The following is a 19,283-nucleotide window of genomic DNA, read 5'->3' as shown; positions in this document are numbered from 1 at the left end:
ATGTCTTTTGGTAAACGCGAACTCGATCGTACTAAACCTGAAATTGATTTCCCTACCAATGGCGCCCCAGAAGAACTGGTCATCATTGATCAAATTATTGGAACAGGTCCCGAGGTTGAGGCAGGAAACGCTATTTCTTGCCACTATGTGGGTGTTGCTTTTTCAACGGGTGAAGAATTCGATGCTTCCTGGAATCGTGGCACTCCACTAGAATTCCGTGTTGGTGTCGGTCAAGTTATTCAAGGCTGGGACCAAGGACTACTGGGCATGCGCGTTGGCGGACGACGTCGTCTAGAAATCCCCGCTGAACTTGCCTACGGTGAACGTGGCGCCGGTGCCGCTATTGCGCCGGGGGAGTCCCTCATTTTTGTTGTAGATCTTTTAGACGTTCGTCAATAATTTTAGGAGGCCCCATCTTGAGAGATAGCGTTTCAGATGGGGTCTTTTAAAAACCTTAAGCAAACTCCACGGTGTTTTAGGCAGTGTTTTTACGGTTTTAGCCGTAAATGGTTTATATACTATGAAATATGCCTTGGTGGTTTTGGATAGTTTTATGGAGTGTCTTAGTTCTGGTATCAGTTCTTTGGCTGGCATTTCACGCCTACCGAATGATTCTTAAAGGAGCTTCGGCTTTTGAAGAGTTTTTACGGTTGAGCGATAACTGTGCTAAAACCTGGGAGGAATCTGCTGCTACTGCTACTCGTTTAGTGAAACGTACATCTCCTCCGGCTATTTTTACGCCGGTATCTGAGAGCTACGCTTCGTATGAGCAAGGTAAGAAACAGCGTCAACAAGAACGAATCTCGCGTAGAATACAGAAGCGAGATACACTCGGTCAGCCACAACGCGTGGGCGACCTCTATCGAAACACACGAAAGGGTGCTGATTCTCATGGGTAGACTATTTGACAGCCCGATACACCTCCTCATCTTGGTGGTTGTTATTCTTCTAGTTTTCGGTGCTCCTAAGCTCCCTGGAATGGCTCGTAGCCTTGGCCAGTCGATGCGCATCTTCAAATCAGAAGTTGAGGGCATGAAGAAAGACTCTAAGAAGAATGCAACTCCTACTGCTACTTCTGAAGATGAGGTTGTAAGTGGCGAAGTGATTGATAACAAGCCTTCACATACTGAATCTGAGACAAAATAAAGAGAGCTGCTTCTAATTAGTAGACCCGCGCCCCTTTACTCTGTATTGAGGGTGCGGGTTTACATGGTTGTGCTGGTACAAGTTTTTTAGGGTAAGAATGGCACGGGAACATAGTCGTAAGAACAATCCTCAAGCAAATATGGAGTTGAAGGAGCATATCCGCGAATTCAAAAACCGAGTCATTAAATCTGCGGTTGCTACCTTATTGACGACTATTGCTGGTTTCTTTCTTTATATGCCTTTTATCGAGGCAATCTCTGTTCCTATACAGGAGCTGCAAAAAGAGGGCCGTTTAGCTTCTTTGAACTATGACACCATCCAATCAGGCTTCGGTCTTTTGGTGTCTGTATCGTTATATATTGGCATTGCTCTTGCCTCTCCTGTATGGCTATACCAGCTTTGGGCTTTTATTACTCCTGCCCTGTATAAAAAAGAACGTCGCTATGCTCTAGGATTTATTTTTAGTGCTGTACCGATGTTTGTTTTAGGGCTCATTGTTGCGTGGTATAGCTTCCCTGGCGTGGTAACAGCTTTCACGTCGTTTACTCCCACTAACGGCACTAACGTGATGACAGCAGAAATATACATATCCTTCCTTGTGAAGTTTATGCTTTCCTTTGCTTTGGCTTTTGTGACTCCTGTTATTCTCGTTGGTTTAAACTTCATCGGTCTGCTATCTGGTAAGACCGTGCTCAAATCTTGGCGTTGGGTTGTTATTTTTATTGCAACAATTTCTGCAGCTACAGCTCCTGGCAATGACGTTGCTACTATGTTCTATCTTGCTGCTCCATTGATTGTTTTCTTCTTTATCGCAATTCTTATCTGTCTATGGTCAGATAAGCGTCGAGCTAAAAAACAAGCAAAACTAGCACAAGGACTCACTGATGAGGAACTCAATAGAGCTACAAGCGCTGAAGAGCTTGAACGCTTGGGACGTGAAGAGCCTACTACCCAAGAATAAAATCATAATATTGAAATAAAAGAGGGGTGAACGAGAATCGTTCACCCCTCTTCGTTTCAGATGCGATAGGGTAGAAAACAACACTGATTGACTCACACAGGCTGTTACGTTGTAGAAAATGCGCCATCCTACGACGTCACTAAAAATATGATGGAGAAGATGATGGATAATGGCAGCTTTAACCTTTTAGACGATTTTGCTCATACGTTGAACTTCCCGCTGGATGGTTTTCAGCGAGATGCGTGTATGGCGATTGAACAGAATAAAAATGTTTTGGTTGCTGCTCCTACTGGTGCGGGCAAAACACTTGTGGGTGAATTTGCTATACATCGTGCACTTCATGAGAGGAAAAAGGCGTTTTACACGGCTCCTATTAAAGCTCTCAGCAACCAGAAGTATCATGATTTAGTGAAAATCTATGGTGAGGATGCTATTGGGCTACTTACCGGCGATACGTCAATTAATTCTGAAGCGCAAATTGTCGTGATGACAACTGAGGTACTTCGAAACATGCTGTACGATGATTCTTCTACTTTGGAAGAACTCGGCTATGTGGTGATGGACGAAGTGCATTACTTAGCTGATCGTGCGCGCGGTGCTGTGTGGGAGGAAGTGATTATTAACCTTCCTGAAGATATTCTTCTAGTGTCTTTATCAGCAACGATTTCAAACGCTGAAGAATTTGGAGATTGGTTAGATACCGTCCGCGGAGAGACTCAAATTATTGTTTCTGAGCATCGTCCCGTTCCTCTTCTGCAACATATGATGGCAGGCGGAGAACTTTTTGATATGTTTGCTGATGAGAAAGATCCTCGTTTAGCAAAATATCGTTCTGCACAAGAAACGTCTAAAGGGTATGTTATTAACCCGAGGCTACGTCAGCTAAAGTCTTCTCCTCGAAATAGTCATTATGGACGTGGTCGTCACGGCTATAAATCTGGGTATTCTCGTCATCCGCGGACGATACCGGGGCGAATTCCTCGTTATCAAATACTCCAGAATTTAGATAAGAATGCTCTTCTTCCAGCTATTTACTTTATTTTTTCTCGTAATGGTTGTGATGACGCGGTCAAACATTGCATTGCGCGAGATGTACGTCTTACAACAGACCGAGAACAACATAAAATTTTAGAGTACGTGACTGAAGCTACTCGTCATCTTGACCATTTAGATCTCCAAGCGTTAGATTTTTATAGCTGGAAAGACGGTCTTCTTCGCGGAATTGCTGCACATCATGCTGGCTTATTGCCGTTATATAAGGATGTTGTGGAAAAACTCTTTTCTCAAGGTCTGCTTAAGGTTGTTTTTGCTACAGAGACTCTTGCTTTAGGTATTAATATGCCAGCACGTTCTGTTGTTCTTGAAAAGTTAACAAAGTTTAATGGAGAAAACCATGTAGATATTACTCCTGGACAATATACACAGTTAACCGGGCGTGCTGGACGTCGAGGAATTGATATTGAAGGTCATGCTGTCGTGATATGGAAACGTGGTCTAGACCCTGACCATGTTGCATCACTTGCTTCGAAAAGAACCTATCCCTTGGATTCTTCTTTTAGCCCTACCTATAATATGAGCGCTAATTTAGTAGCACGATTTGGAACCTACGAGACGAAGAAAACTCTCGAATCGTCCTTCGCTCAGTTTCAGGCCGATAAGTCTGTTGTGGGGGTAGCTCAGCGTGTACGTAAAAATGAGCGCGCCTTAGCGGGATACCAGAAATCATTATCCTGTGAACGTGGTGACTACTTTGAATATGCGCAATTGGTACGTGCTGTTAGAACGGAGAAGAAGAATCTTGAGAAGAGACGTCGTAGCTATATAAAAGCTGTTGCGCTTGAATCTTTAAAATCTTTGCGTTCTGGAGACATTATAGAATTGCCCGGTGGGCATTATCGCGGTTATGCAACAGTTCTTCAATGTAGAGAAGCCCGAGACGGTGTTCTTGAAGTTGATATTATCAATGAGAAAGCTCAGCATAGAGCTTTACCTAGCTCTAAAGTTGAGGCTCCCATCGAACCTGTTTCTTATGTAAAGATTCCGCGTAAGGTACGGGGTCGAAGCGTTAAAGAGCGCCAAGATATTGCATCTCGCATGAGAACTGCTCTACACGAGGGGCGTCCTCCCCGTCGGGATACTTCGTTGTCATGGGAAGGCTTCCCATCTTCTGACAAGCTAGAAAATTTGCGTCAGCAAATGCAGGAGCATCCTTGTCACGAGTGTCCTGACAAGGAAGAACACGCCCGTTGGGAAGAACGTTGGCGTAAACTTGACGCTACCACTCAAACTCTTCGTCGGCAGATTGATACGAGGACTAATACCATTGCTAAGGTCTTTGAGCGTATTACTAGGCTACTTGAAGATTATGGGTATATGTATCATGATGAACATGATTATTATTTGACAGAAGCCGGAGAGAACTTACGTCGTCTGCATGGAGAACGGGAGTTTTTGCTATCTCTTTGTTTAGAGGACGGTTTCTTAGACGGGTTGGATTCTGCCGCGACTGCTTCTGTCATATCGGCTGTGGTATATCATTCAAAGAGTGGGGAATGCGTACCGTTAGAGAAGTACCCGCACCGTTCTATCGAGTTATCTCTCCAGAAAGTGTATTCTCATTGGGAACAGCTGAGTTCTTCTGAAAGACGTTCTCGTTTGCCGGTAACATCAGCTCCTGATTTTGGTTTTGTATGGTCTACTTACCAGTGGGCTAGGGGTAAATCTTTATCTGAGGTTCTTGAGCACGCTGATATGTCTGCGGGAGATTTTGTGCGTTGGATGCGTCAGGTCATTGATGTTCTTAACCAGATTTCTCATGTTAGTGTTTCGGACGTTCAGCTTCGTACTCAGTGTGAAGCTGCAGTTCTTTTGATTCGTCGTGGTGTTGTCATGACTGAGTTTGAGGGACGGTAGGTAAAAATGTCTTCTTCTCTTCTTTTATGTCATTCTGGTTTAGTTCATACCCCTGTTGATCCTGAAGCGACAGCTGTTCTTATTGACGGTGCAAATATTGAGTGGGTAGGTTCAGAAGCAGGGGCGCGTTCTCTTTACGATAGTCGGATGCAACGCGTCGATATGGGTGGACGCCTTTTGTGCGCGGCTTTTAGCTTGGGGATGGCGCGTGTTTCTACCGTTATTGAGGCTGAAACGTTAACGAGGCGTTTATTAGAGCACGGTTATGGGGGAGTTACTTATAATGTTCCTGCCGATATTTTTGATGAGGTGTCTTCTCTCTTATCTAGAGTAGGGGTACACGGATACCTTTATCGTGAAGTTAACTCTTTAGATGAGGTTAAATCTTTATCTAGGGGAGTTGACCGTATTTCCCTGTCTGCTACCTGTTTGGAACTAGAAGACATCCTTGAGGTTGCAGCTTCGAGAAACTATCACCTTTCAGTACACGTTGAAGGAGAAGACGAATATCAACCTTTCATCAAGCGTTTAGTAGACCAAGAACTACACCATTTCCCTTCAATACGCTGTGACGGTGTTCGCTATCTGAGCCAAGAATCCATCATGCAATGCGTAGAGTATAAAATTTCTTTAGGCTTTACTTGCTACGTTAATGAAGACGTCCATCGTTCATTATCTGCCGCAATTTCTTCAGGTGCAGTTACTTTCTGCGGTTCTGATCCGAATTCTTCTATGCCTGAAATTTTAGGATGGAATTTAATCCATCAATTCATGGAACACAACACGCCTGAGATTTCTGTGACATCACGTGGCATGTTTCATACATTAACTCGTAGCGTGTATCGCAGCTTGGGGGAGTCCTCAAGCTTTTATGGGCAGCTGGTCCCTTCTGCGCCGGCGGATTGTGCTTTGTGGGAGATTACTTCTCTTGAATCACCCCAGAACCAAGGAATAGCGCAGAATTGGAGCACCGATCCTCGTTCTCGAGTTCCTTCTTTGCCGTACCTTCAGGAAGCGAATTTGCCAGTTTTATCGTCGCTATATATTGGCGGTCAGGTTATTATTAAGTGAATTGTCTGAAAAATCATGACCTAAGTTCACTCGAAAGTACCAGAAGACCTGCACAAGGCTTGTATACTGGTATCTGAATTTTTCAAAGCGCTCTTTTAAAGCGCACAAGGAGTAATGGCTAATGCGTGTATTGACGGTGATTCCTACATACAACGAAAAAGAGAACCTTCCTGTTGTAGTAAGGGAGCTTCGTGCAGCAGTTCCAACCTGCCATATTTTAGTGGTAGACGATAATAGCCCTGATGGTACTGGTGATCTTGCTGATGAGATTGCTGCTAAAGATTCTCAGGTTCATGTATTACACCGTGCTGTCAAAGACGGTTTAGGTGGAGCATATATCGCTGGTTTTAAATGGGGTCTTAGCGAAGGGTACGATGTCCTTGTTGAGATGGATGCAGATGGGTCTCACCGCCCAGAACAATTACCTGCGCTTCTCAAAGCCATTGAAAATGGCGCGGATTTAGCTATTGGCTCTCGTTACGTTCCTGGTGGAAAGACTGAGAACTGGCCTATTCATCGTCAGATTTTATCTCGTGGCGCAAATCTTTACACCAAAATCATTTTAGGTACAAAGATTAATGATATTACTGCCGGGTATCGTGCTTTCCGTCGAGGGGCGATTGAACGTTTGCTTCTAAACGATACAGATTCTAAAGGATACGTTTTCCAGGTTGATCTTGCATGGCGAGCGGAACAAGCTGGACTCAATATTGTTGAAGTTCCGATTACTTTTGTTGAACGTGCTATTGGTACATCAAAGATGGATAGTTCGATCATTCTTGATTCGATGACCAAAGTGACAGGCTGGGGGCTAACTTCTCGTTATGAGAAGGTAAAACAATTGGCTGGTTCTTTGCTCGGTAAATCATAAGACATTTGTTATCAGGTGTGATGCGAGAAGTCGTCGTATCACACCTGATGCGTTAAAGATGATGGGGTGTTTCGCCACTAACTAGTGACGAAACACCCCATCATCTTTGGCTATAGAGGCTTTCTAGGAAAGCGAATGACGTTGTCTATAGTAGTCGATACGTTGCTGGAGGGTGTCTTCTAACTCCTCAATACTGCGACGTTCTAGAAGCATATCCCAGTGTGTGCGAACTGGTTTTTCCTGGGATTCCTCTTGATCACCTTCACCGTTGACGAGGTATGCTTCATCTCCAGATTTTGCAGTCCACGTTTGGGGAATGTCGGCTTCTTGAGCAAAGGTGACAAAAACTCGCTCACCTTTTTCTGTTCGGTATTCAACTCGCTGTCGGGGAGCTGGCTCAACGCCTGCCTCAGTTTCCATCGACTGCGAACCAAGACGCATACCACGTAGGCTGCGATCGCTCATTTAATATCCTCCAAATGTGTTGGCTGAACCTCTATGAGAAAAACAGATAGGGGCGTAAAATATGCTGACTCACGTTAAGTGGGTCAAAGAAACATTATAGACCTTTTCCCTCTGTCGAATCTACCTATGAGGGCGAACCTGGTTTATTTTCAGTGGGAACTTCGATTCCGGTATTGAGTTTATCTAGGTTTGGGTTGAGGTCTTCTGGAGTGACTTTAATGATGTCCGTTTCGACGAGGGGCTCTTCAGCATTTTGTGCAGAAGGCTCTTGAGCTGTTTCTGTAGTGGTCATAGAATTTTCGGCGCTAAAGCTCTTTGGGTCAAAAGCATTTCCTAATCCGCGGAGGGCTTCTCCTAGCTCTGTAGGAATAAACCAGAGTTTGTTTGCATCACCTTCGGCGAGTTTTGGAAGTGTTTGTAGATATTGGTAAGTGAGCAATTTCTGTGAGGGGTTAGCTCGGTGAATAGCGTTAAAGACTTTTTGGACAGCTTGAGCTTCTCCGTCCGCACGAAGGATTGCTGCTTTTGCGTCACCTTCGGCAGTGAGAATCTGAGATTGCTTCTGACCTTCAGCGCGAAGAATTGCCGCACGGGAGTCGCCTTCAGCGGTAAGAATCTGAGATTGCTTCTGACCTTCAGCTGTTAAAATAGCAGCACGACGATCTCGTTCTGCACGCATTTGTTTTTCCATAGAATCTTGGATTGAAGCTGGTGGCTGAATCTCTTTAATATCCACGCGTGAAACACGGATACCCCAACGGCCAGTTGTACTATCGAGCACGCCTCGTAATTCGCTATTAATTTGGTCTCGAGAGGTAAGTGTTTGTTCAAGGTTGAGTCCACCGACGACGTTACGTAGCGTTGCTGAAGTGAGTTCGTCGACTGCGTGGATGTAATTGGTAATTTCGTAGGTGGCAGCTTGTGGGTCTGTTACTTGGAAATATACGACCGTGTCAATTCCTACTACAAGGTTATCTTCTGTGATAACTGATTGCGCTGGAAAGGATACAACCTGTTCGCGTAAATCAATGAGGGGGAGTACGCGATCAATGAAGGGTACTGTGACGTGAAAACCTGGGTTGAGAGTAGTGTGGTATTTTCCGAGTCGTTCAACGATTCCTGCGCTGGCTTGGGGAATGATTCGTACTGCGCGTAAAAGAATAACTGCTACAAGAACAGCAAGTGATGTGAGGACAATTGTTAGCGGCATGGTATGCACAACCTTTCTCTGGTGCGTCTATCGGTGCGGTTTTAGGAGTTATATTCGCCGATATACGCTGTTGCTCCTTTAATTTTCAAAACATAAGCATTTTGAGAGGGGGAGAAACTTTTATTTTTATCTACTGAACGTGCTGTCCAAGTGTCTCCAGCTAGCTCGACAAGTCCTGAATGTGAAGTTACTTGTTCAAGGATTTTAACTTCTTGTCCGATAAGTCCTGCGGTGTTCGTCGCAATATTTGGGGTGTTTTTATTAAGTCGGTGGATGAGCTTTGGGCGTGCAGCAAGTAAAAGCACAATACTGAGTACCGCGAAGATAAAGACTTGAATGTTGAGTGATTCAGTAAAAAGTGTTGAGGTTGATGTTCCTAAGGCTGCTAATGAAAGCATAAGGAAGAAAAAATCAAGGGAAAGAATCTCGATGATTGCCAGTAGGATGGCTGCGAGAATCCAAAAAGCCCAGAGGTGGTTAGCGAACCAATCAAACATATAAAGCTCCTTTTGCGGTATATCTTCATTATATTCTTATCGGCAAAGAAGAACCTAGTAGTTTTCACTTATACCCACTTTTCTAGATAGCCGATAATCTACATTATGTAAAGTAGATATATTTTTATACTCCCCAACTGTGTACGCGTCGCAACTCTTTGAAGCTTTTTCATGCGATAAACCACCGATGAATAATCTTGACAGACGACCGGTCATAAAACAGCGCTCTACCTGTCTTGTGAAAATTAATGACACGACTGTCAATATATCTAGAAACCTTGTTATGCCAGAGAGATAATGCAGATATATATTTTTATGGAAGGATATTCCTTATGGCCACTCGTTCTCGAACTCGAGGTTCTCTGAACCCTCATCTTAGTACTGCCATCGACATCTTAACGATTCTGTTCTTTGCTGGAATTGGCAGACATAATCACCATGAGCCTTTGTCTGGAACTTTCTTGACCGCTATCCCCTTTCTTTTAGGATTCTTAGCGATTCGTTTTGTTCCATTCGTTAAAGCTCGACCATTCTCCCTTATTTCTGGTGTTGCAATATGGGCTTCTGTTCTTATTATGGGGCATTTATTGCGACTTGTTTTTGGTGGTGGAACAGCATGGAGCTTCTTTATCGTGAGCGCGATTGTCTTAGCGTTCTTCTTGGTGGGCTGGCGATGTGTGCTTCTCCTGCTTTCAAAAACAGTTTTTAAACACAAGCGTTGGAGACTTTCCTAAAAAGTTCTTATAAAGCTAAGGCTCTAAGGGTTGCAGGGATGTATCACGCTGCAACCCTTAGAGCCTTAGTTAAACTTTTACTATAAGGTTTTATTTCTTGAAATTAATCCAAGCTTCAAGCTTTTCTTGAGATTTACCCTCTGAAAGAGTTTCTTGAGCTGTCGCTACAGCGAGGCTGAATCGCTCCTTAAAGCTCGTGATCTCTCCCGGCGTTTGATACGCCATAAGTCCTATTGCTGAGTTGAGGACAACAGCATCATAAATGGCACCCTCACTAATCTTTCGAGACATTACATCTGAAAAAATCTGCGCATTGTAACGTGCGTCCGCCCCGCGCAAATCCTCTAACGGGTGGTATGTCAATCCAAAATCTCGAGGGTCAAATACCTGATGCTTAATCTCACCTCGGTAAATCTCCCAGATATCTGACGGCCCGCTGACCGTAATTTCATCTAAACCATCATGTCCTCTAAATACCAGTGCATGATGGTTTTCTCGTTGCGCAAAAACCCCCGCAATTTTTTGTGCAACATCTTCGCGAGCTACTCCAATAGCTGATGAAGTGACCTGAGCTGGATTCGTGAGTGGTCCAAGAATATTGAAGACAGATGGCACTCCCATCTGCCGTCGCACAGGGGCAACAAAACGCATCGAAGGGTGGAATACTTGCGCAAAAAGAAAAGCAATGCCGACCTCCACGCTGCACTGTTCAATTTCTTCGACGCTTAAATCTAAAGGAACGCCTAAGGCTTCGAGAACATCAGCTGAACCACTAGCCGACGATGAAGCCCTATTGCCATGTTTGACAACAGGAACTCCACTAGCAGCAATAACAACAGCGGACATCGTTGAGATATTGACCGTATTTTGCTGATCTCCCCCAGTACCAACAATATCTACCGCACGCTGGTTAATCTGCGGATGGACGGCTTTGGACACCATTCCTTGAGAAAGAAGCTCAAGTTCTCGACTACTCTCCCCCTTCATATGTAAGCCCATAAGAAAGGCTCCCATGACACTGTCGGGAGTTTGTCCTGTCATGATTTGATCCATGGCCCATAAGGCTTGTTCTTTGTTAAGTTCTTGGGACTTTTGTAAAGAGTTGAGAATGGATTTCCATGAGATTGCTGTCTGAGTCATACCCTGATTCTAGAACAAAGAACTCGATGAGCGTTTTTCTTGAGGGCAAAACAGTGCAAATGAGGTGCGCGGCATGAGAGTTACGTCAAGTTTACAGACATCGTGTCGCTATCTTCTGAAGAAAGATTTACCGTAAAACCGCGGAAAATAAGGGTTTTTTGCAACACACCTACTACTTTAAGGCCTAGGTTCTTGGTCTGAACGGTGTTTTACAGACATAATGTCTATGTGACAACTGCAACCCAAACTCCAAGTAAGTCGGCCCATCCGGCTCTTAACCGTCCGAACAAGGTCGCCGTAGGCACCGTTGTGTGGCTCGGTTCTGAGCTGATGTTCTTCGCCGGACTATTCGCAATGTACTTCACACTACGCGCTTCACGCCCCGACATCTGGGCAGAGAACGTAGTGTTTTTGGAAGTCCCACTAGCTACTTTTAACACCATTGTCTTGGTGCTGAGCTCCGTGACCTGTCAATTCGGTGTTTTCAAAGCTGAGCAGCTCAAGCCTCGCCGTACCGGTTCCCTGTTGAACGTCAAGGAATGGGGCATGGTCGAGTGGTTCCTTCTAACCTTCGTCATGGGTGCATTCTTTGTTTCCATGCAGGTTTACGAATATGCAACCCTCGTATCTGAAGGCGTAACCATCGCCTCTAGCGCATATGGCTCAGCGTTCTACATCACCACTGGCTTCCACGCGCTCCACGTGACCGCGGGACTCGTAGCGTTCCTATTCATCATCGGCCGCGCATACGTGGCAAAACGCTACGGTCACTACGAAGCAACGAGTGCCGTTGTTGTTTCCTACTACTGGCACTTTGTTGATGTCGTCTGGCTTGCGCTTTTCGGTGTTGTCTACTTCCTACGATAAGTAGAAAATACAAACGAAAAACCATAGCTCAACAGATTATTCAGCACACACAACTAAGGAACTATTCGACGTGAAGGCAATTTCTCAGAAGCGGCGTCATCCGCTTGCAGCCCTCGTGTTACTTCTTTTTGCTCTAGTTCTCACCGGTGGCCTCTATGCAGTTGCCACGGCTACAAACGAAGCAAGAGCAGAAACTAAGAACACCTATACTGCAGAACAGGTTGAAGCAGGACAAAAACTCTTTGTCTCCAACTGTGCAACATGCCATGGTGCAAATGCAGAAGGAACTGCAGACGGTCCCTCCCTCATTGGCGTAGGCGCTGCTGCTGTTGATTTCCAGGTAGGAACTGGACGTATGCCTCTGCAGATGCAAGGTCCGCAGGCTCAAACTAAACCAGTACAGTTTAATAAAGAAGAAACTGGTCAATTAGTCGCTTATGTTGCTTCCCTCGGCGTTGGTCCAGCAATCCCCGAAGACGAATACCTCGATGTGTCTAAAGGTAACGCTGCTAACGGAGCTAAAGTCTTCTTGGCAAACTGCGCTATGTGCCACAACGCAGCAGGTGCAGGCGGTGCACTAACTCGTGGCAAATGGGCGCCTTCACTAATGGGCGTCGAAGAAAGCCACATCTACGAGGCTATGGCAACCGGACCTCAGAACATGCCAGTATTCAACGACGCAAACATCACTCCAGAAGAAAAGCGTGACGTCATCACCTACCTGAAGTCTCAGGAATACAACGTCTCCCCTGGCGGCTTCAAAATTGGCTCTCTTGGCCCTGTGGCTGAAGGTCTACTCATTTGGACTGTTGGACTAGGCATTGTTCTAGTATTTACCATCTGGCTAACATCACGTTCTGCTTAAAACAACACACACATAAGATTTCGTACCAAGGAAGATTTGAGGCAACACATGGGTAACCATAGTGACGGTGTACAGGAACATTCCTCAGCCGTAGTTACCTCTCACGAGGAAAGTAAGGAGAAGTTCAGTGATCCTGGACTGCCTCCGCACGCTCCGCGCCTGACCGACGTGGACCCCAAAAAAGCTAAAGCCGCAGAACGCCAGGTTATTGCTCTGTTCATCATTTCGATGCTCGGATCAGTACTCTTCTGGTTTGCGTACTTTGGTGTTCGTATCGGCGGAGACTACTACGACGTATTGAACCCAGCCGCGACAGACCAGCTACGTCTGCAAAATCTGTTGCTCGGCTTGGGCATTGCGTTTGCAATGTTTGGTATCGGTATCGGTATCGTCCATTGGGCACGTACCTTGATGCCTGATCACGAAATGATGGAAGAGCGTCACGCCGTTCGTACCGAAGAAGATCGTGCAAAAGCTCAAGAAATCATCGAAACTGTTATCGAAGAATCCGGCATTAAGCGTCGTCCACTGCTTCGTAACACTCTCATCGGCTCTATGATCCTTGCTCCACTAACCTTCGTCACCTTCCTTCGTGACCTAGGCCCAGCAGATCCAGCTGTCCTCAAATATACTCTCTGGGATAAGGGTGTCCGTCTTGTACGTGACCCTTCTGGAACACCTATTAAGGCATCCGACGTTACTATCGGCTCTGCATACCACGTGCTTCCAGAAACTCTGGTTTCCGTATCTCACGAAAATGGATACCTCGAAGAGAAAGCAAAAGCAGTTGTTCTGCTTATGCGTCTTGACCCAGCTGAGCTGAAAGTCTCTAAGGGCCGTGAAGACTGGAACGTTGACGGCATTATTGCGTATTCCAAAGTTTGTACCCACGTCGGTTGCCCTATCGCTCTTTACGAACAGCGTACGCACCACCTTTTGTGCCCTTGCCACCAGTCCACCTTTGACGCTGCTGACGAATGTAAGGTTGTGTTTGGCCCAGCTGGTCACGCACTACCCCAGCTTCCTATCACCGTAGATGATGAAGGCTACCTCGTAGCCCGTAGCGACTTCAAAGAGCCTGTTGGTCCCGCTTATTGGGAACGTGCACAACACGTTAAAGAGATGGCAGGTGAACAATAAAAATGTCACATACTACTCAGACTGAATACACTCCAAAAACTTCAACCGGTCGTATCGCGAACTTTGTGGACTCCCGTGTTGGACTTTCTGGAATTGTTAAAGAGTTTGGTCGCAAAATCTTCCCTGACCACTGGTCCTTTATGTTCGGTGAGGTTGCTCTTTATAGCCTCGTGATTCTCATCCTCTCCGGAACGTTCTTGACGTTCTGGTTCAACCCTTCAACAGCTTCAGTAGCCTATGATGGCTCCTACCTGCCGATGAAGGGCACTGAAATGTCAGTAGCCTTCGAGTCTGCACTCCATATCTCCTTTGATATTCGTGGTGGTCTTCTGATTCGTCAGATTCACCACTGGGCAGCGTTGATGTTCATGCTCGCTATCTGCATCCATATGCTTCGCGTATTCTTTACCGGTGCTTTCCGTAGACCACGCGAGCTGAACTGGGTTGTTGGCTGTGTTCTCTTCATCCTCGGCATTTTTGCTGGATTTACCGGATATTCCCTACCCGACGATGTTCTTTCTGGTAATGGTCTACGTATTGTCGATGGCATTATGATGGCGATTCCAGTTGTGGGAACTTATCTGTCTCTCTTCTTCTTCGGAGGAGAATTCCCTGGACATTACATCATTGGGCGTTTGTACTCCTTGCACATTATGATCATCCCCGCCTTGATTCTTCTATGTGTAGCTATTCACCTGTTCATGGTTGTTGTTCACAAACACACCCAATATCCAGGTCCAGGACGTCGTGAAGATAACGTTGTGGGCTTCCCTGTCGGCCCAGTTTACGCTGCCAAAGCTGGCGGTTTCTTCTTCATCGTCTTCGGAATCATCGCGTTTTTGGCGGCGACTTTCACCATCAACGCTATTTGGAACTACGGACCTTACGATCCCTCCCCTGTTCAGGCAGGTACTCAGCCTGACTGGTACGTTGGTTTTGGCGATGGTGCATTACGTCTCTGGCCTGGCGTTTGGCCATTCCATTGGGAATTTGAATTCCTCGGTGGCACTTGGGTCCTGAACGTTCTTCTCCCCTTTGCCATGGCTGGCGTTATCATCATGTTCATGTTCGGATGGCCGTGGATTGAACGTTGGGTTACTAAAGACGATAAGGAACACCATATTCTTGATCGTCCTCGTAATGCTCCTTTCCGTACTGGAGCTGGTGTTGCTGGCGTTATCGGATATAGTGTTTTGATGATTGCAGCGTCTTCTGACCTCATCGCAACTCACTTCCATGTATCTTTGAACGACGTTGCTTATTGGCTACGAGTCCTATTCTTCATTGGTCCAGTCATTGGTTATATGATTACTTATCGTCTGTGCTTATCGCTTCAGCGTAAAGACCGAGAACTTGTCTTGCACGGTATTGAAACTGGTCGCGTTGTACAGCTTCCTCACGGTGAATTTATTGAGGTACATAAACCACTAGATGAGTTCCGCCGTTACAAACTGGTTGCCTTTGAAAACCATGAAGTTATTCCTGCCCAACCTAACAAGAAGGGTAAGATTTCTTTGATGGAAAAGACTCGTGGCAAACTATCTCAGCTATGGTTTGAAGATAGAGTTGCTCCGGTAACTCCTGTTGAGCTTGAAGCAGCACACCATGATCACGGTCATGATGAGCTGGATTCTCATTCATCAGGTGGAGCTCTCGAGAAGTAAAACATACTTCTTCTTCATAAGGGGTGGCACTGGCTAAAATAGCCAGTGCCACCCCTTATGTTTTATACAGACCGTTATGAATTTCACCGTGAGGCCTCACAATAGCTAGAAGAAGTATCACCAAAACATCAGCCCGAGCCCACTCCATCTCTTCAACACACCGCGTACGCTTCATCTTCGCAACCTGTTCCCACTCAGCAGCCCTCTGCTGTCACTTCCCCACCTCAGCTACCGGTTCCGGCGAACAACGCCCAGTGTAATCCGCCGTTACCCTTGTCTGAGGTTGCCGGAATTATCTAGAGTGTTTGTGAGAAGTTCATGCGTGAGAAGTACACCTCCGAAAACAGGCTCACAGAGCTAGGAGCCTATGACTGAGCAACTGCGTGAGTTTCATGGCTGAGATTGGGCGTAAGGGCGGGAGGCCGAAGAACAGAAGCCCAGTGCGCGGCCTTAGCGAAAGGCTCACGCGCTGGGAAGGGCGTGAAGAATGCCTTAGCCGATCGGCCGCAGAGCGCAGATTCAGGCTTTGAAAGAGGACGGGTATAAGCAATGCGAAGTTGCCGAAAAATGGGTTTAGGTATTGCCACAATCAAATGTGCGGGGAACTGAGCTGAAAGGTATTATTCCTAGCTTAGTCAGGGTATGACCGCTTTATTCCCTTTCCCCACCTTGTCCCTCACTCCTTCAACGTTCCTACCGCCTGGGCAATCGAGGTTCTTGGATGCTCCTCACGGTACCTCCTAATTTCCTTAGCAGACGGGTATGGTTGATTCTTTTCCTTCCTCGGAGGAATTTTCTCAAAACTGCCGTCTGAGGCAATAACAAAGACAGCTAGAGCCACAAGCATTAAAGCTGCTAGATGCTGCTGAAGTACAAGGTTCACACCTGCTCCAAGAAGTACTATCGAGAGGAAGCTTGTTCTTCTTCAATTGTTCGTTCTTCCTTTCGCACCAGAGCATCTTCACTCTAGTGATTGGCGACATTTAAACCCCATCACACACTTTATACAAGTCAACTTACTACATCGCAAACTGATAAAGGAAACAACAAACTCCCTAGTCAGCAAGCTCTCAAAAAACTTACGTAACATTCTTACTGTCGGGGTGCTAAGTGACAACACCACCGAGCCTTGACGGAGCAGTACTCAACCCAACCAACACCTATACACCCCTAGAAATACCGAACCACCACCCAAAACCTCAGCAGCACCCCACCAAAATGAAAACCCAATTTACTTACACACGTCTGGCACTGAGGTACAACCCGTAAAGAATCTTCCCCCTGACTTACAGCAGACCTCAAAACCGTCAATACAAAGCATGGGCGAAAACACAAAATACTGCCCCGTGTGCTCTAAAAACCTCAGCAAAAGCCAATACTCTATACCTTTATTGCTCAGGCTTATACAAAACCAAAGCCTCGATAAGCGTGATACTCAAGCGACCGGTCTATAAGCACCAATTCAGATTCTTAGAACCTCTTAGGGTAAACGATGTGGTTTAGTCGAAGATGTTTTGTGCTCAACTCCATGTTCTTCTCATAATGGAGGGCATAAAAAATGGTGTTCTAGGTTCATAATGAACCTAGAACACCATTGACAATGATGTCTATAGCCAGCTCTATTAGTGAGCGTGATCTCCACGGTTATATTCGTAGACCCAACCGACACAAGCTAGAACCGATAGCGGAAGCGCAATGCCTACAATCCACCAGCCCAAAGCTAAGCCAATCACTAATAGTGCGCAGACTGCCGCAATCACAATAGGCCACCATGACCAAGGAGAATAGAAGCCATAGTCTCCTGCAGCTTCAATAATTTCTCCATCTTCGTTGTCATTAGGCTGATCCGGATGCAATTTATCGGTGTAGAACAAGAACCCCGATAGGAACAAACACATAATGGCAGTAACCATAATTGCGGGGAAACCTGCTAAATCAGTGAACTTCGACATGAAACCGTAGACAAGTCCAACGGGGATGAGGAAGACTCCGATGATTCCAAAAAGCCAAGCAATACTCTTCATCGTTACTTCCTTTCTCCACTTGCCACAGCCTGACGAGCAGCCATCGCAACATCAACGTTAGTTGAGAGCTCTGGGTGATGCAGGTCAAGAGCTGGACGTTCAGAACGGATACGTGGCAAAGCGGTGAAGTTGTGACGAGGAGGTGGGCAAGATGTCGCCCATTCCAAGGACGCACCGAAGCCCCATGGGTCATCAACTTCAACCTTGGTTCCATAGCGTGCTGTGATGTAAACATTCCAGAAGAACGGAATCATCGATACTGCAAGAATCATGGAACCAATAGTGGAGAACTGATTCATCCACGTAAAACCATCTTCAGGCATGTAGTCTGCATAACGACGAGGCATACCTACGACACCTAACCAATGCTGGATAAGGAAGGTCATATGGAAACCTGTAAATAGGAGCCAGAAATGAATTTTACCTAGACGCTCGTTGAGCATTTTTCCAGTCCACTTAGGCCACCAGAAATAGAAGCCTGCGAACATGGAGAATACTACTGTACCGAAGATAACGTAGTGGAAGTGTGCTACCACAAAGTAGGTATCTGATACGTGGAAGTCTAGTGGAGGTGTTGCCAAGATAATACCGGTCAAACCGCCGAAAAGGAATGTTACCAAGAATCCGAGAACCCAAATAATGGGTGTCTCAAAGGTAATTGATCCTCGCCACATGGTACCAATCCAGTTGAAGAACTTCATACCGGTGGGAACACCAATCATCATGGTCATGAAGGAGAAGAACGGCAACATTACTGCACCTGTAACGTACATATGGTGTGCCCACACCGTTACAGAGAGAGCAGCAATCGAAATCGTTGCAAAGACTAGACCTTTATAACCAAAAATAGGTTTACGGGAGAATACCGGAATAATCTCAGAAACAATACCGAAGAATGGGAGTGCTAGAACATATACCTCGGGGTGTCCGAAGAACCAGAAGAGGTGTTGCCACAGAATAGCGCCACCATTTTCAGGGTCAAAGATATGCCCGCCAAGACGACGATCCATTCCCAGCGCAAAGAGAGCAGATGCTAGAGGGGGGAAGATCATAATGATCAAGATGGAGGTGATAAGTGTTGTCCATGTGAAAACGGACATACGCCACATCGTCATACCCGGAGCGCGCATGCACAAGATAGTGGTAATGAAGTTGACTCCACCCATGATAGTTCCAAAACCCTGAAGGGCAAGACCGAAGACCCAAAGGTCTCCACCAATGCTTGGCGAATAGGTTGTGCTATTCAATGGCGCGTATGCGAACCAACCGAAGGAAGCCGCACCTTGAGGAGTGATAAACCCAGCAATGGCAACAAGAGAACCAAAGAGGAAGAACCAGAATGCTAATGCGTTTAGTCGTGGGAACGCAACGTCTGGAGCACCAATTTGCAAGGGAATAAGGATGTTTGCAAAACCGGTAAATGCAGGGGTACCAAACATGAGAAGCATGAGGGTTCCGTGCATAGTGAACAGCTGGTTGAACTGTTCTTTAGTTTGCAAGAATTGCATACCAGGTTCAAAAAGCTCAATACGCATGAGTAGAGCCATGATACCTGCAATGCAGAAGAAGATGAATGATGCTATAAGGTACATGTACCCAATAGTTTTGTGGTCAGTGGAAGTTATCCAATTGACGAAAATTCGCCCTTTAGATTTAGGTACCACGCGGGGGGCAACCTGACCCCCATCCGCTGAGTATTCCAAGCTAGTCACGGG

18 protein-coding genes are annotated in these 19,283 nt (G+C 45.9%); 12 read left to right on the top strand and 6 right to left on the bottom strand.

Annotated features, from left to right (window positions below; all coding sequences use genetic code 11):
• The 7 genes from ACN08X_RS03435 to ACN08X_RS03405 all read left to right on the top strand — a co-directional run bounded on the left by ACN08X_RS03435 (position 1) and on the right by ACN08X_RS03405 (position 6,962).
• Positions 1–399, top strand: a complete 399-nt coding sequence (locus ACN08X_RS03435) for an FKBP-type peptidyl-prolyl cis-trans isomerase (RefSeq protein ID WP_419107891.1) — start codon at positions 1–3, stop codon at positions 397–399.
• A 128-nt stretch (positions 400–527) separates the two neighbouring features.
• Positions 528–899: a hypothetical protein gene (locus tag ACN08X_RS03430; protein ID WP_419106043.1), complete on the top strand. Its 372-nt coding sequence runs from the start codon at positions 528–530 to the stop codon at positions 897–899.
• Positions 892–1,146 (top strand): Sec-independent protein translocase subunit TatA, encoded by a 255-nt coding sequence (tatA, locus tag ACN08X_RS03425; RefSeq protein ID WP_419107890.1) that lies wholly within the window; start codon positions 892–894, stop codon positions 1,144–1,146. The genes ACN08X_RS03430 and tatA overlap by 8 nt, the downstream gene beginning before the upstream one ends.
• 97 nt (positions 1,147–1,243) lie before the next feature.
• Positions 1,244–2,107, top strand: coding sequence for a twin-arginine translocase subunit TatC (gene tatC, locus ACN08X_RS03420; RefSeq protein ID WP_419101722.1), 864 nt, complete (start codon positions 1,244–1,246; stop codon positions 2,105–2,107).
• A gap of 87 nt (positions 2,108–2,194) precedes the next feature.
• On the top strand, positions 2,195–5,020 hold the full coding sequence (locus tag ACN08X_RS03415) for a DEAD/DEAH box helicase (RefSeq protein ID WP_419107889.1): 2,826 nt from the start codon (positions 2,195–2,197) through the stop codon (positions 5,018–5,020).
• Positions 5,021–5,026: 6 nt separating this feature from the next.
• Positions 5,027–6,091 (top strand): hypothetical protein, encoded by a 1,065-nt coding sequence (locus ACN08X_RS03410; RefSeq protein ID WP_419107888.1) that lies wholly within the window; start codon positions 5,027–5,029, stop codon positions 6,089–6,091.
• A gap of 121 nt (positions 6,092–6,212) precedes the next feature.
• On the top strand, positions 6,213–6,962 hold the full coding sequence (locus ACN08X_RS03405; protein ID WP_419101719.1) for a polyprenol monophosphomannose synthase: 750 nt from the start codon (positions 6,213–6,215) through the stop codon (positions 6,960–6,962).
• 123 nt (positions 6,963–7,085) lie between these two features.
• On the opposite strand, the gene ACN08X_RS03400 is transcribed toward ACN08X_RS03405, so the two are convergent.
• From ACN08X_RS03400 to ACN08X_RS03390, 3 genes are all read right to left on the bottom strand, one after another.
• Positions 7,086–7,427, bottom strand: coding sequence for an RNA polymerase-binding protein RbpA (locus tag ACN08X_RS03400; protein WP_419101718.1), 342 nt, complete (start codon positions 7,425–7,427; stop codon positions 7,086–7,088).
• Positions 7,428–7,551: 124 nt separating this feature from the next.
• The gene (locus ACN08X_RS03395; protein ID WP_419107887.1) at positions 7,552–8,637 is read right to left on the bottom strand and encodes an SPFH domain-containing protein; all 1,086 of its coding nucleotides are present in this window, start codon (positions 8,635–8,637) and stop codon (positions 7,552–7,554) included.
• Between the two features lie 41 nt (positions 8,638–8,678).
• Positions 8,679–9,134 (bottom strand): NfeD family protein, encoded by a 456-nt coding sequence (locus ACN08X_RS03390; protein ID WP_419107886.1) that lies wholly within the window; start codon positions 9,132–9,134, stop codon positions 8,679–8,681.
• A gap of 332 nt (positions 9,135–9,466) precedes the next feature.
• On the opposite strand from ACN08X_RS03390, the gene ACN08X_RS03385 reads away from it, so the two are divergent.
• Positions 9,467–9,868 (top strand): DUF3054 domain-containing protein, encoded by a 402-nt coding sequence (locus ACN08X_RS03385; protein ID WP_419106502.1) that lies wholly within the window; start codon positions 9,467–9,469, stop codon positions 9,866–9,868.
• Positions 9,869–9,958: 90 nt separating this feature from the next.
• On the opposite strand, the gene trpD is transcribed toward ACN08X_RS03385, so the two are convergent.
• The gene (gene trpD, locus ACN08X_RS03380) at positions 9,959–11,008 is read right to left on the bottom strand and encodes an anthranilate phosphoribosyltransferase (RefSeq protein WP_419107885.1); all 1,050 of its coding nucleotides are present in this window, start codon (positions 11,006–11,008) and stop codon (positions 9,959–9,961) included.
• A 228-nt stretch (positions 11,009–11,236) separates the two neighbouring features.
• On the opposite strand from trpD, the gene ACN08X_RS03375 reads away from it, so the two are divergent.
• The 4 genes from ACN08X_RS03375 to ACN08X_RS03360 all read left to right on the top strand — a co-directional run bounded on the left by ACN08X_RS03375 (position 11,237) and on the right by ACN08X_RS03360 (position 15,544).
• The gene (locus ACN08X_RS03375; protein ID WP_419107884.1) at positions 11,237–11,875 is read left to right on the top strand and encodes a cytochrome c oxidase subunit 3; all 639 of its coding nucleotides are present in this window, start codon (positions 11,237–11,239) and stop codon (positions 11,873–11,875) included.
• A 70-nt stretch (positions 11,876–11,945) separates the two neighbouring features.
• Positions 11,946–12,740: a c-type cytochrome gene (locus ACN08X_RS03370; protein WP_419107883.1), complete on the top strand. Its 795-nt coding sequence runs from the start codon at positions 11,946–11,948 to the stop codon at positions 12,738–12,740.
• Positions 12,741–12,788: 48 nt separating this feature from the next.
• Positions 12,789–13,880, top strand: a complete 1,092-nt coding sequence (locus tag ACN08X_RS03365; protein WP_419101711.1) for a Rieske 2Fe-2S domain-containing protein — start codon at positions 12,789–12,791, stop codon at positions 13,878–13,880.
• A 2-nt stretch (positions 13,881–13,882) separates the two neighbouring features.
• Positions 13,883–15,544: a cytochrome b gene (locus ACN08X_RS03360; protein WP_419107882.1), complete on the top strand. Its 1,662-nt coding sequence runs from the start codon at positions 13,883–13,885 to the stop codon at positions 15,542–15,544.
• A 1,622-nt stretch (positions 15,545–17,166) separates the two neighbouring features.
• On the opposite strand, the gene ACN08X_RS03355 is transcribed toward ACN08X_RS03360, so the two are convergent.
• Positions 17,167–17,568: a cytochrome c oxidase subunit 4 gene (locus tag ACN08X_RS03355; RefSeq protein WP_419101709.1), complete on the bottom strand. Its 402-nt coding sequence runs from the start codon at positions 17,566–17,568 to the stop codon at positions 17,167–17,169.
• A gap of 2 nt (positions 17,569–17,570) precedes the next feature.
• A complete protein-coding gene (ctaD, locus tag ACN08X_RS03350) occupies positions 17,571–19,280 on the bottom strand; it encodes a cytochrome c oxidase subunit I (protein ID WP_419101708.1) in 1,710 nt (569 codons plus the stop codon).
• Positions 19,281–19,283: the final 3 nt, after the last annotated feature.

The sequence above is a fragment of the Rothia sp. P6271 genome, assembly GCF_048512995.1.
GTDB lineage: Bacteria > Actinomycetota > Actinomycetes > Actinomycetales > Micrococcaceae > Rothia.
Note: the sequence above shows the minus strand (reverse complement) of the source record. Positions and strands in the feature narration are given on the sequence as shown.